Source organism: Achromobacter sp. MUI-25009338, from assembly GCF_057359325.1.
In genome coordinates this window covers 2702609-2715180 of record NZ_CM170627.1, presented here as the reverse complement: position 1 = coordinate 2715180, position 12572 = coordinate 2702609, and the positions used below count along the sequence as shown (strand labels likewise).

At 68.6% G+C, this 12572-nt stretch carries 11 protein-coding genes; 6 read left to right on the top strand and 5 right to left on the bottom strand.

From position 1 onward, the window contains the following. Positions 1 to 205 precede the first annotated feature (205 nt). On the bottom strand, positions 206 to 1111 hold the full coding sequence (locus AC1IQ6_RS13010) for a LysR family transcriptional regulator (protein WP_102771348.1): 906 nt from the start codon (positions 1109 to 1111) through the stop codon (positions 206 to 208). 86 nt (positions 1112 to 1197) lie between these two features. Here AC1IQ6_RS13010 and AC1IQ6_RS13005 point away from each other — a divergent pair, with 86 nt between their 5' ends. Together AC1IQ6_RS13005 and fabV are read left to right on the top strand one after the other, a co-directional pair. Next, positions 1198 to 2157: a DMT family transporter gene (locus tag AC1IQ6_RS13005; RefSeq protein ID WP_111825031.1), complete on the top strand. Its 960-nt coding sequence runs from the start codon at positions 1198 to 1200 to the stop codon at positions 2155 to 2157. Positions 2158 to 2232: 75 nt separating this feature from the next. Beyond that, the gene (gene fabV / locus AC1IQ6_RS13000; RefSeq protein WP_111825030.1) at positions 2233 to 3423 is read left to right on the top strand and encodes an enoyl-ACP reductase FabV; all 1191 of its coding nucleotides are present in this window, start codon (positions 2233 to 2235) and stop codon (positions 3421 to 3423) included. Position 3424: 1 nt separating this feature from the next. Here fabV and serB read toward each other — a convergent pair whose 3' ends face one another. Together serB and AC1IQ6_RS12990 are read right to left on the bottom strand one after the other, a co-directional pair. Continuing rightward, positions 3425 to 4135, bottom strand: a complete 711-nt coding sequence (gene serB, locus AC1IQ6_RS12995; RefSeq protein ID WP_111825029.1) for a phosphoserine phosphatase SerB — start codon at positions 4133 to 4135, stop codon at positions 3425 to 3427. Between the two features lie 14 nt (positions 4136 to 4149). Next, complete coding sequence (locus tag AC1IQ6_RS12990) at positions 4150 to 5058, bottom strand: LysR substrate-binding domain-containing protein (protein WP_479731704.1); 909 nt, start codon at positions 5056 to 5058, stop codon at positions 4150 to 4152. 250 nt (positions 5059 to 5308) lie between these two features. Here AC1IQ6_RS12990 and AC1IQ6_RS12985 point away from each other — a divergent pair, with 250 nt between their 5' ends. Genes AC1IQ6_RS12985 through AC1IQ6_RS12975 form a run of 3 tightly spaced genes read left to right on the top strand, consistent with a single transcriptional unit; the run spans position 5309 to position 9051 of the window. Further along, the gene (locus AC1IQ6_RS12985; protein WP_485866466.1) at positions 5309 to 6385 is read left to right on the top strand and encodes an ABC transporter ATP-binding protein; all 1077 of its coding nucleotides are present in this window, start codon (positions 5309 to 5311) and stop codon (positions 6383 to 6385) included. A 13-nt stretch (positions 6386 to 6398) separates the two neighbouring features. Beyond that, on the top strand, positions 6399 to 8045 hold the full coding sequence (locus AC1IQ6_RS12980) for an ABC transporter permease (RefSeq protein WP_485866465.1): 1647 nt from the start codon (positions 6399 to 6401) through the stop codon (positions 8043 to 8045). Positions 8046 to 8067: 22 nt separating this feature from the next. Continuing rightward, positions 8068 to 9051, top strand: a complete 984-nt coding sequence (locus tag AC1IQ6_RS12975) for an ABC transporter substrate-binding protein (protein WP_102771355.1) — start codon at positions 8068 to 8070, stop codon at positions 9049 to 9051. Between the two features lie 6 nt (positions 9052 to 9057). Here the strand turns inward: AC1IQ6_RS12975 and AC1IQ6_RS12970 are convergent, their stop codons facing one another. Further along, positions 9058 to 9735, bottom strand: coding sequence for an ABC transporter ATP-binding protein (locus AC1IQ6_RS12970; RefSeq protein WP_102771356.1), 678 nt, complete (start codon positions 9733 to 9735; stop codon positions 9058 to 9060). Here AC1IQ6_RS12970 and AC1IQ6_RS12965 point away from each other — a divergent pair. Then, positions 9734 to 10381 carry an arylesterase gene (locus tag AC1IQ6_RS12965; RefSeq protein WP_479731702.1) on the top strand — a complete coding sequence of 216 codons (648 nt, stop codon included), beginning with the start codon at positions 9734 to 9736 and terminating at the stop codon, positions 10379 to 10381. The two genes, AC1IQ6_RS12970 and AC1IQ6_RS12965, sit on opposite strands and share 2 nt — an antisense overlap. 4 nt (positions 10382 to 10385) lie before the next feature. On the opposite strand, the gene AC1IQ6_RS12960 is transcribed toward AC1IQ6_RS12965, so the two are convergent. Further along, positions 10386 to 12353 carry a SurA N-terminal domain-containing protein gene (locus AC1IQ6_RS12960; RefSeq protein ID WP_485866464.1) on the bottom strand — a complete coding sequence of 656 codons (1968 nt, stop codon included), beginning with the start codon at positions 12351 to 12353 and terminating at the stop codon, positions 10386 to 10388. Between the last annotated feature and the right edge of the window lie 219 nt (positions 12354 to 12572).

Sequence of the window (12572 nt, the reverse complement as noted above, 5' to 3'; positions counted from 1 at the left end):
GGCCCGGGAGCGTCCAATCGTATGTTGCGATACGGGGGTATAAATATTTCTTGGGTCTGCCGGACGCGGGCTACGACTTTTTGCGCAAATCACGCTGTGGCGCGGCTTTGCGGGCCGCGGCGGCGGTTTTGCGCGGCGCCGCAAAAACGGCTTTCATAAAAATAGGGACACTGTCTGCTGGGGAAAACACCTACCCTGCCAACGGCTAGCAAGGCGTCCCGTCGCCGGCCTGGGCGGCCACTTTCTGGGCCATCTGCGCGATCACGCGCACCGCGTGGCTGTCCGGCCCCTGCACCCAGGTCGCGGTAAAGCTCAGCTGCGGCAAGGGGTCGGCCTGCACCCGCAGGATGCGCAGTTCGCCGCGCGCCAGCTCCTTGCCCAGAAACACCGGCGCGATCACGCTGGTGCCGATGCCGTCCTGAGTCATGCGCACCACCATCGACATGGAGGCGCTGCCGTACATGCGCGGCGCGGTCACGCCGGCGCGCGTCAGCATGTCGCGCACGACCCGGTACGGCGCGCTGTTGGACGGATAGGTGATGATGGGCAGCTTGCCGATGCGCTCCAGCGTCAGCGGCTCCGGTCCCAGGTCCAGCACCGGGCTGGCCACCCAGGCCAGCGGATAGGTGCACAGCGCCAGGTTCTCGACCCGCGCCTCCAGCACCGGCCCCATCAGGAAGGCCAGGTCGATCTGGCGCGACATCAGGTGCGAGCGCAGCACGTGCGTGGTGTCGACCTCGATCTCCAGCACCAGCGCCGGATAGTTGGTGTGGATGAGTTCGATCAGGGCCGGCAGCCAGGTCTGCACGATGGTCTCGGCCACGCCGATGCGCACGGTGCCCGTCATCACGTTCTGCTCGCGCGCGGCCTCGAACATGTCGCGCCGCAGCTGCAGCATGCGTTCGGCGTGCGACAGCAATTCATGGCCCTTGCCGGTGAGCTTGACGCCGCGCGCCTCGCGCTCGAACAGGCGCACGCCCAGGTCGGCCTCCAGCGAGGCGATGCGTTGCGATACCGCAGGCTGCGTGGTGTTGAGTTTTTCGGAGGCCGCGCGGAAGCTGCCCAGCGTGGCCACCCAGAAAAAAGTTTCGATGTTGCGTAATTCGATCATGAGCCTGTTCCCCCGGCTCGATGAGCGTATCATGTCAGCCGCCCGTCAGTACCCTGGAACAGGGCCCCAAATCAAGGAGTCTTCCGATGAACCCGGCCGATAGCGGTCGTACGCGCGCAGGCGCGCCCGCGGCCAGCGGCCCCATGCTGGGCGTGCTGTTTCTGGTGCTTTCGATGTGGGTCCTGTCCTGCCTGGACGCCAGCGGCAAGTGGGTCATGAGCGCGGGCGTGCCGCTACTGGTGCTGTCCTGGTTCCGCTACGCGGTGCACTTGGTGCTGGTGCTGGCGCTGGTGCTGCCGGCGCGCGGGCTGGGCATCGTGCGCAGCAAGAAGCCGCGCGAACAGATCCTGCGCGGCGGCTCCATGTTCCTGGCCACGCTGATGTTCTTCACCACGCTGAGCTACATCCCGCAGGCCGAGGCCACCGCCATCAACTTCCTCGCCCCGCTGCTGGTGCTGTCGGCCGCGCCCTGGATACTGCGCGAGCCGGCGCGCCTGTCGCGCTTCGTGGCCGCCGGCGTGGCCTTCGTCGGCGTCGTCATCGTGATCCGTCCGGGCGGCGGCCTGGACCCGGTGGGCACCCTGTTCGGCCTGCTCACGGCCTGTTGCTTCGCGGTGCAGTTCATCGCCACGCGCCGCGTGGCCGGCGACGATCCGTTCACCTCGCTGATCTGGAGCGGCGCGGTCGGCACCGTGGTGCTCACCCTCGCCCTGCCCTTCATCCTGCCGCCGGCCATGCCGGTGCTGCGCGCGCTGGCGCCGCAGGACTGGCTGCTGCTGATTTCCACCGGCATCACCGGCGGCCTGGGCCATCTGTTCCAGATCGCCGCCTACCGCCGCGCGCCGGCCTCGACGCTGGCGCCCTTCGTGTACCTGCAGATCATCAGCGCCACCGCGGTCGGCTGGCTGGTGTGGGGCCATTTCCCCGACGCGCTGACCTGGCTGGGCATCGCCATCATCTGCGCCAGCGGCATCTGCATCGGCGTGGTGGAATGGCGCCGCGGACGCGCGCCGGGCGCGCCGCTGGCCGACGCCCGCGCCCGCTGAGTCCGTGCCGGGCGGCTCCCGTACAATGCGGGTCGCCCTAGCGCTTTTCCCGATATTTCCCGAACCGAGGCCCTCATGATCATCAAGCCCCGTGTGCGCGGCTTCATCTGCGTGACCACCCACCCTGCCGGCTGCGCCGCCAACGTCAGGAACCAGATCGACTACGTCCGCGCCCAGGGGCCGATAGCCGGCGGACCCAAGCGCGTCCTGGTGCTGGGCGCGTCCACCGGCTACGGCCTGGCGGCGCGCATCAGCGCGGCCTTCGGCTGCGGCGCGCAGACGCTGGGCGTGTTCTACGAGCGCGCCCCCGAGGGCGGCAAGCCGGGCACCGCGGGCTGGTACAACAGCGCCGCCTTCCACGAAGCGGCGCAGGCCGCCGGCCTCTACGCCAAGAGCATCAACGGCGACGCGTTCTCCGACGAGATCAAGCAGAAGACCATCGAGGCCATCCGCCGCGACCTGGGCCAGGTCGACCAGGTGGTCTACAGCCTGGCCGCGCCGCGCCGCACCCATCCCCGGACCGGCGAGGTCTACAACTCCACGCTCAAGCCCGTCGGCGCGCCCGTCACCCTGCGCGGCCTGGACACCGACCGCGAAGTGGTCAGGGAATCCGTGCTGGAACCCGCCACCCAGGCCGAGATCGACGCCACCGTGGCGGTCATGGGCGGCGAGGACTGGCAGATGTGGATCGACGCGCTGCTGGAGGCCGGCGTGCTGGCCGAAGGCGCCACCACCACGGCCTTCACCTACCTGGGCGAGAAGATCACCCACGACATCTACTGGAACGGATCGATCGGCGCGGCCAAGAAAGACCTGGACCGCAAGGTGCTCGACATCCGCGCCAGGCTCGCCGCGCGCGGCGGCGACGCCCGGGTGTCGGTGCTCAAGGCCGTGGTCACGCAGGCCAGCTCCGCGATCCCGATGATGCCGCTGTACCTGTCGCTGCTCTTCAAGGTCATGAAAGAGCAAGGCACGCACGAAGGCTGTATCGAACAGGTCTACGGGCTGTACCGCGACAGCATTTGCGGCCCTGCGCCGATCCTGGACGAGGAAGGCCGGCTGCGCGCCGACCGCAAGGAACTCGATCCCGAGGTGCAGGCCCGGGTACAGGCGCTGTGGCCGCAGGTCACCAGCGAGAACGTCTACCAGCTCACGGACTTCGCCGGCTACAAGCAGGAATTCCTGCGCCTGTTCGGCTTCGAGGTCGAGGGCGTGGACTACGAGGCCGACGTCGATCCGGCCGTCGAGATCCGCGGCCTGATCTGATTCAGGCGAACAGCTCCAGCAGGCGGTCCAGGCCGCCTTCGTCTATCGCCACCTTGGCTTCCTGGCGCACCACCGGCTTGGCCCGGTAGCCCACCGACAGGCCGGCCGCGCGCATCATCGGCAGGTCGTTGGCGCCGTCGCCCACCGCGATGGCGCGCTGCGGCCCCACGCCCCGCGCCGCGCACACCTCCAGCAGCTTGCGGCGCTTTTCCTCGCCGTCGCAGATGTCGCCCCAGGGCTGCGGCAGCAGCCGGCCGGTCAGAAGGCCGTCGCGCACTTCCAGCACGTTGGCGCGCACGTCGTCCAGGCCCAGGCGCGCGCGCAGCCGGTCGGTAAAGCAGGTAAAGCCGCCGGTCACCAGCAGGCAGGTCAGGCCGGCCGCCTTGCAGGCCGCGATCAGCGTCTCGGCGCCGGGGTTGATGCGCACCCGCTCCTCGTAGACCCGGTCCAGCATCGCCGCCGGCATGCCGGCCAGCAGCGCCACGCGCTCGCGCAGGCTTTGCTTGTAGTCCACGCTTTCGCCGCGCATGGCGGCCTCGGTCAGCGCCGCGACTTCGGCCTTCTTGCCCATCAGGTCGGCCATCTCGTCCAGCGTCTCGATGGAGATCAGCGTGGAGTCCATGTCGAACGCGATCACTTTGTAGTCCGACAGCGCCAGCGGCGGCGCGATGCCGCGCCATTGCAGGCCGGGGTTGGACGTGGGCAGCGGCATGGGGAATTCCTTGTCTAGGCGGGTTGCGAGGCCTCGCGCCCCTGGGCGCGCAGCCATTCGATGAATAATTGCGCCGCGGCCGCCGCCGGGCTGTCCGGGCGGTACAGCGCGTGGATGCCGGCGTTGGGCAGTTGCGGCTGCGTGAAGAGCGGGCGCAGCCGGTCGGCGCGGATGTCGTCGTCCAGCAGGCACCAGGGCGCCAGCGCGATGCCCAGCTCGTTCATGGCGGCCTGCATGCACAGGAACTGATGGTCGAACACCGGGCCGGGCAATTGCGCCGGCACGTCCACCTTGGCCAGCGCGAACCAGCGCGGCCAGTGGTCCATGCCGCCGGCGACCTTGAGCAACGGATGGCCGAGGCAGTCCGCCGGCGCGGCCAGGCGGTTGCGCTCGATGAAGCGCGGCGAGGCCACCGGCACGTGGAAATCGTCCAGACAGTGCACACAGGTGAATTCCGGATGCGCCAGGTAGCCCAGGCGGACCAGCACGTCACTGCCGGCGTCGCCGCCGCGGTCCAGGAACGGACGGCCCTGCGTGGTCAGCTGCACGTCGATGCCCGGATGCAGCGCCTGGAACGCCGACAGGCGCGGGATCAGCCACTTCATGGTCAGGGACGGCGTGGCGCTTACGCGCAGCGCGCCGCCGTAGCCGGGCGACTTCAGCTTGGCGGTGGCCGCGGCGATGCGCTCCAGGCTGGCCTGCACTTCGGGAAAATACGCCTGGGCGCAAGGCAGCAGCGCCACGCCGCGCGCCTCGCGCGCGAACAGGGGCTGGCCCACATACTCTTCGAGGATGCGGATCTGCTGGCTGACCGCGCTGTGCGTGATGCTGAGTTCTTCGGCCGCCGCGGTGAAACTGCGCAGCCGCGCCGCGACTTCGAACACCCGCAAGGCCTTCAGCGGCGGCAGGCTGGGCGCCGCCATCTCAATGGCGGCGCGCCCGGGCGCCCGCCCGGCGCCGCGCTATGCTGCGTTGTCCCACGTCTACCCTTGTCGTGTATTTATTCTCGGTGCCCGGCGTCGAACGCGCGCACACCCCTCCGTCCAGCCGCATTCTAGGGGATTGCACGCGCGCCGACCTCTTAGAAAATCTAACGCCACGCCTTAAAAAACACCGCTGGTCGCGCCGCGCGCCCATTCCTATGATGCCGGGAACCTCATCGGGGAACCCAACATGGCATCAATCACGGTAGACGGCATCGTCAAGACCTTCGGCGGGCAGCAGGTGCTGCGCAACCTTTCGCTGCACATCCCGGACGGCGCGTTCTATACGCTGCTCGGCCCCAGCGGCTGCGGCAAGACCACCCTGCTGCGCTGCATCGCCGGCTTCTACGCGCCCGACGGCGGACGCCTGCTGTTCGACAAGGACGACGTGACCCACGTGTCCGCGCACCGCCGCGACATCGGCATGGTGTTCCAGGACTACGCGCTGTTTCCCGACAAGACCGCGTTCGACAACGTGGCCTACGGCCTGCGCGCGCGCGGCGTGGGGCGCGCCGAGATCGCGCGCCGCGTCAACGAGGCGCTGGACAAGGTCGGCCTGCAGGCGCTGGCCGAACGCTTTCCCGCCCAGATGAGCGGCGGACAGCGCCAGCGCGTGGCCCTGGCGCGCGCGCTGGTGATCCGCCCGCGCGTGCTGCTGATGGACGAGCCGCTGTCGAACCTGGACGCCAAGATGCGGCTGCAGATGCGCGATGTGATCCTGGACCTGGTGCGCGAGGCCGGCATCACGACCGTGTTCGTGACGCACGACCAGGAAGAAGCGCTGGCCATGTCGGATCGCATCGCCATCATGGACCGCGGCGACATCGCGCAGCTGGGCACGCCGGAGGAACTCTATGGCACGCCGGTCAACGCCTATGTGGCGGACTTCATCGGCTCGGCCAACGTGATTCCCGTGCCCGCCAGAAACGGCCAGGCCGGCGCGCCGGCCGGACACGTGCGCTACGAACTCTGCGGCCTGGGCTTCGACGGCATGCAGGGTAGCGAGCGCCTGGACGACCAGGGCATCCTGATCGCGCGGCCCGAGGAGCTGGCGCTGATGGCGCCCACGCCCTACGTGCCCAACACCCTGCCCGGCAAGGTGCTGCGACGCCAGTACCTGGGCTTCAAGACGGCCTACCGGATCGAACTGGCCAACGGCTCGGAGATCCGCGTCGAACTGCACGCCGGCAACATGGTGGCGCAGTTCCAGCCGGGCGAGGCCGTGCAGGTGCTGATCCCCGCCGACAGCCGCGTCGTCAACGCCTGAGGAACGCCGCGCCATGAAAAGACTATGGTGGCCCTGGGGCGTCCTCACCGCGATCAGCCTGGCCGTGCTGCTGTTCTTCGTGCTGTATCCGCTGGGCGTGCTGTTCGGCAACAGCGTCACCGGCCAGGACGGCGGCTTCACGCTGGAGGGGTTTCGCGCCCTGCTGGCCGACTCGCAGTACGTGGAGGCCTTCGGCAACACGCTGATCCTGGGCCTGGCCGTCACGACCTGCACCGTGCTGGTGGGCGTGCCGTTCGCGTACATGGTGGCGCGCTACGACTTCCCGCTCAAGAACCTGGTGGCGATCCTGCCGGTGCTGACCATCGTCATCCCGGAGATCATCGTGGGCCAGTCGTGGCTGCTGATCCTGGGCAACAACGGCCTGCTGACGAATCTGCTGGGCGACGCCGGCATTTCGCTGCCGTCGTTCTACGGCTGGACCGGCATGCTGTTCTCGATGACGCTGGTCTACTACACCTACATCTACCTGGGCGTGCTGGCGGCCTTGCGCGGCTTCGACGGCCAGCTGGAGGAAGCCGGCCTGAGCCTGGGCACGCCGCCGCTGCTGACCAAGCTGCGCGTGCTGGTGCCGGTGCTGCTGCCGGCGGTGCTGGTCAACGCGCTGGTGGTGTTCACGCTGGTGGTGGGCAACTTCGCGCTGGCCACGCTGCTGGGCAGCCGCGTGCCGCTCTTGTCGGTAATGACCTACAACACCTTCGTCAGCGAAATGGGCGGCAGCCCCACGCTGCAAAGCGCCATGTCGGTGGTGTCCATCGCCATCGTCGCCATCGTGCTGTTCGTCCAGAAGCGCGTGGTCGAACGCAAGGTCTACACCATGACGCAGGGCCGCGCGCCGGCCCCGGTGCGCGTGCGTTCGTGGACGGCGCTGCTCTACACCGGCGGCGTGGGCCTGGTGATCTGCATATCGCTGCTGCCGCTGATCGTGGTGTTCATCGCCGCCTTCACCAAGACCAGCGGGCCGGTCATGCAATGGGGCCAGTGGTCGCTGGCCAGCATGCAGCGCGCGCTGCACGGCGCGCCCGAGCCCATTCTCAATTCGCTCAAGTTCGCCTCGCTGGCCACGGTGCTGGGCGTGTCCTTCGCGGTGCTGGCCAGCTACCTGACGATCAAGAAACGCAGCGCCTCCACGCAGGTGCTGGACTACATCGTGGTGCTGCCTTTGACCATCTCCGGCACGGTGCTGGGCATCGCGCTGGTGCAGACCTTCAACACCGGCTGGCTGGTGCTGGCGGGCACCTCCGGCATCATGGTGCTGTGCTACACGGTGCGGCGCCTGCCGTTCGCGGTGCGCAACGCCTCGTCGGTGCTGTTCAACATTCCCGAGTCGATCGAGGAAGCCTCGATCAGCCTGGGCGTCTCCCCGCTCATGACCTTCTTCAAGGTGGTCCTGCCCGCCATGAAGGCCTCGATCATCTCGGCCGCCATCCTCATGTGGCTGACGACGATCTCCGAGCTGTCGGCCTCCATCGTCGCCTACAGCGGCGGCCTGGAAACCATGCCCATCGCCATCTTCCGCCAGGTCGACGGCGGCAGGCTGGGCATGGCCTCGGCCTACGGCGCGGCGCTGGTCACGGTGATCGTGCTGCCCATCATCGTGTCGGTCAAGGCGTTCCGCATCAAGCTGTTCTCCGGCAAATAACCCACTCGCACAGAGGCTACCCATGCAACTCAAGCACCTACTTCAGCACAGCGTCCTGGCGGCGGCACTGGCAACCGGCGCGGCCCAGGCCCAGAACGTCGTGCTCTACTCGTCCAATAACACCGAGACCATCGAAACCGCGCTGGAAGCGGTCAGGCAGCACGCGCCCAAGCTGAACGTGCAGCCGGTCACCGGCGGCACCGGCACCATGATGAAGCGCATCGAGGCCGAGGCGCAGAACCCGCGCGGCGACCTGTTCTGGAGCGGAGGCTTCGGCACGCTGGGCGCTTACCGCCAGCACCTGCAGCCCTACCGCCCGGCCGACCTGGACAAGATCCCGGCGGAATTCCGCGGCCCGGACGACCTGTGGGTCGGCACCAACGTCCACGTCATGGTGATGATGGTCAACGAGCGCCAGCTCAAGGGCCTGCCCGCGCCGGCGACCTGGACGGACCTGATGCAGCCGCAGTGGAAGAACAAGTTCGCCATCACCGATCCGTCCAAGAGCGGCACGGCCTACATGCTGGTGTACGGCCTGTACAAGCAGTTCGGCCAGGAAGGCCTGGACAAGATCGCGGCCAACGCCGTGATCACGGCTTCGTCGGGCACCACCTACAAGGGCGTGGCGGCCGGCGAATACGCCGCGGGCCTGACGCTGGAATACGCCGCGCAGGAATACGTGGCCGGCGGCCAGAAAGAGATCAAGCTGGTGTATCCGTCCGAAGGCAGCTACCTGGCGCCGGAAGGCATGTTCATCATCAAGGGCGCGAAAAACGCGGACGCCGCCCGCGCCCTGTATGACGGCCTGCTGAGCAAGGAATCGCAGCAGGCCCAGCTGGTGAACAACTTCCGCCGCCCGACGCGCACGGACATCCCGGTGGCCAGCCTGACCACCCTGCCCGACCTCAAGAGCATCAAGATCTTCCCGATCGACCAGGATGCGGCGGCCAAGGAGTATGAAGCCGTGGTGGCCGCCTGGAATCAGGCCGTCTCGAAGGCGAAGTAAGCGCCCTCAGTTGCCGTCGACCATCCGGCCGGCGGCAAGGACCAGCTGGCGCCCGCAACGGGCCGCCAGCTGCGGATCGTGGGTCACCAGCACCAGCGTGGTGCCGTGCTCGCGGTGCAGGTCGAACATCAGGTCGATGACCGTCACGCCGGTGGCGGCGTCCAGGCTGCCGGTGGGCTCGTCGGCGAACAGCAGGTCGGGCCGCACCACGAAGGCGCGCGCCAGCGAGACGCGCTGCTGCTCGCCGCCGGACAGCGTGCGCGGGTAGTGATGCAGGCGCGCGCCCAGGCCGACGCGCTCCAGCATGGCCTGCGCCGCCTCGCGCGCGGCCTGCCCGGCCAGTTCCAGCGGCAGCATCACGTTCTCCAGCGCGGTCAGGTTGGGCAGCAGCTGGAACGACTGGAACACGAAGCCCACGTGGTTGGCGCGCAGGCGCGCGCGGCCGTCCTCGTCCAGGGAAAACAGGTCCTGCCCGGCCAGGCGCACGCTGCCGGCGCTGGGAACATCCAGCCCCGCCAGCAGTCCCAGCAAGGTGGACTTGCCCGAACCGGAGCTGCCGGTGATGGCCACCGCGCTGCCGGCCTCGACCGTAAAATCTATGCCTTCCAGGATAGACAGCGTGCCGCCGGCGTCGGCCACCCGCTTGCCCAGCCCTTTCACCTCGATCGAATTCTTGTTATCCATGCGCCTATTTTCCCGTCTGCTACTCGTATCCGTCCTGGCGACCGCCAGCGTGGCGCCCGCCCACGCTCAGACCGCCGCGCCGGCCCAGGGTTCCGCGCCCCGCACCGTGCTGATCCTGGGAGACAGCCTGTCGGCCGAATACGGCATCAAGCGCGGCACCGGCTGGGTGCCGCTGCTGTCGGCCCGCCTGTCCGAACAATACCCCAACTATCGCGTCGTCAACGCCAGCATCAGCGGCGACACCACCAGCGGCGGCGTGGCGCGCCTGCCGGCGCTGCTGCGCCAGCACGAGCCGGCCGTGGTGGTGCTGGAGCTGGGTTCGAACGACGCGCTGCGCGGCCTGTCGCTGTCCATGACCGAGCAGAACCTGCGCACCATGACGCAGGCGGCGCGCCAGGCCGACGCCCGCGTGCTGATCGTGGGCATGCAGATTCCGCCCAATTACGGGCGCGACTACACCCAGCGCTTCGCCCAGGTGTTCCCCACGGTGGCCAAAGACGAAAACGCCCGGCTCGTGCCCTTCCTGATGGAAGGTATTGCAACGAACCGGGCGATGTTCCAGGCCGACGGCATCCATCCCAACGAGGATGCCCAGGCCAGATTGCTGGACAACGTGTGGCCGACGCTGCGGCCCATGCTCGACTGAAGCGTCAGCCGGCGGCCTGCTGCTGGTCGCCGCGGATGACTTCGGCGGCGGCCGGCAGCACTTCGACCTTGTACTGCTCACGCAGCATGCGAATCATGGCTTCGCTCTCGGCCTGGCCCCAGGCGCCGGAGAGCTGCTGCGCGAGGCTGTCCTGGTCGGCCTTGTCGACCTTGCCGGCCTCGACCTTCTCCAGGCGCACCAGCGTGTAGTCGGCGCCCGACTGCACGCCGGCATAGCCCGGCAGCGTGCCCGCGGGCAGGCGCATGGCGGCTTCGAGGACCGGACGCGGCAGGCCCTTGGGGTCCTGGCGCGAGACGGTCTGCGGCGCCGAATAGCCTTCCGGCACGGTGGTGGCCGGGCTGGCCTTGTCGGCGGCCAGGGCGGCTTCGCCGGCCTGCTTGGCGGCGGCGGCGGCGCGCTCGTCGATCAGCCTGGCGCGGATCGAATCGCTGACCTTCTCCAGCGGCGGCACGTGGGCCGGCTGCACCGCGGCCACGCGCACGGCCAGCATGGTGTCGGGCGAGAGTTCGATCACGCCGGAGTTGTGCTTTTCGCGCAGCACGTCGGGCGAGAACAGCACCTGGCGCACGCGCGGGTTGTCCAGCAGCGCGGCGTCGGGGCTGTCGGCGGCCGAGCCCGGGCCGGCCTGGTCGGCGGGCAGCAGGCCCTCGCGGGTCACGCCGGAGGCGGTGCGCAGCTTCAGGCCGACGGCGTCGGCGGCCGGCTGCAGGCTGTCCTGCTGGTCGTAGACCTGCTTGTTCAGCTGGCTGGCCATTTCCGAGAAACGCACCGCGGCGATCTGCTTGCGCACTTCGCCGGTGATCTGGTCCTTGACCTCGGCCAGCGGCTTGATGGCGGCGGGCTGGATCTCGGTGACCTTGACGATGTGCAGGCCCGACGGGCTTTCGATCACGCCCGAGACCTGGTCCTTGGCCTGGCCGAACACGGCCTTCTCCAGCGGGCCGGACAGCATGCCCGGGGCCAGCCAGCCCAGGTCGCCGCCCTTGGCGGCCGAGCCGGCGTCCTGCGATTCCTTGGCGGCCAGATCGGCGAAGCGGGCCGGATCGGCGGCGGCCTGGCGGGCCAGGTCCTCGGCCTTGGCGCGGGCGGCCTTGCGGGCCTCTTCCGAGGCGCCGGGGGCCAGTTCGATCATGATGTGGCTGGCGCGGCGGCGCTCGGGCTTGCCGAAGCGGTTCTTGTTCTGTTCGTAATAGGCGGTCAGGTCTTCTTCCTTGACCTGCACGCCCTGGGTGGCGGCGGCCTCGTCCAGCACCAGGTACTGCACCTGGACCTGCTCGGGGATCTGCAGCTGCTGCTTGTTGGCGTCGTACCAGGACTGGATGTCGGCCGGCGTGACGTTGACCTGCGAGCGGAAGTCGGCGGCGGCGAAGCGGCGCAGCTGCACCGTGCGCTGCTGGGTCAGCGCGGTTTCCAGCGCGGCCACGACCTCGGCCGGCGCGCGGGCCGACTGGCCGACCGGTTCGAGCACGCGGGCCACGGCCAGGTCGCGGCGCAGGCCGGCTTCGAACGAGGTCGGCGACATGCCCTGCGCGGCCAGCACCTGGCGGTAGCGCTCGGGCGAGAAGCGGCCGTTGTCCTGGACTTCGGGAATCGCGGCGATGGTATTGCGCAGCGTTTCGTCCGACACCGAGAAGCGGTTGTCCATGGCGACGTTGGCCAGCAGGCGCTGGTTGATCAGCTGGTTCAGCAGGTTTTCGCGCAGCGCCGGCGTGTCGATCACGGCCGGGTCGAACTGCGTTCCCAGGCGCTGGCGCAGCTGTTCGAGCTGGTTGCGGTGCGCCTGGTCGAACTCGGCGCGCGAAACCGGTTGCCCGGCGACCGTGGCCAGTTCGGGCTCGGCCCGCATGAAACTCTCATAGCCTTGAATCCCGACCAGGAAAAAGGACGGCACGATCAGAAGCAGCAGGATGAACTGCATCCAGCGCCGATGGCTGCGAATAAATTCGAACATGGAATCCCTGTTGCCGCGCTCCGGGGTATCCACCCGGAGCCGCACGAAAACGCATAAAAAAGGGCGAACCCGATTCGCCCCATTCCCATACCGGTCACTACCGGGTCAGCGGGCGGATTTTAGCATTTCTCATTCGCCGGGTGAGCCGGGCGAAACCCGGCCCTCGCCCGCATGGATCGCATCCGCCGTCAACCCGGGGAATCACTATTTCCGCCGCCT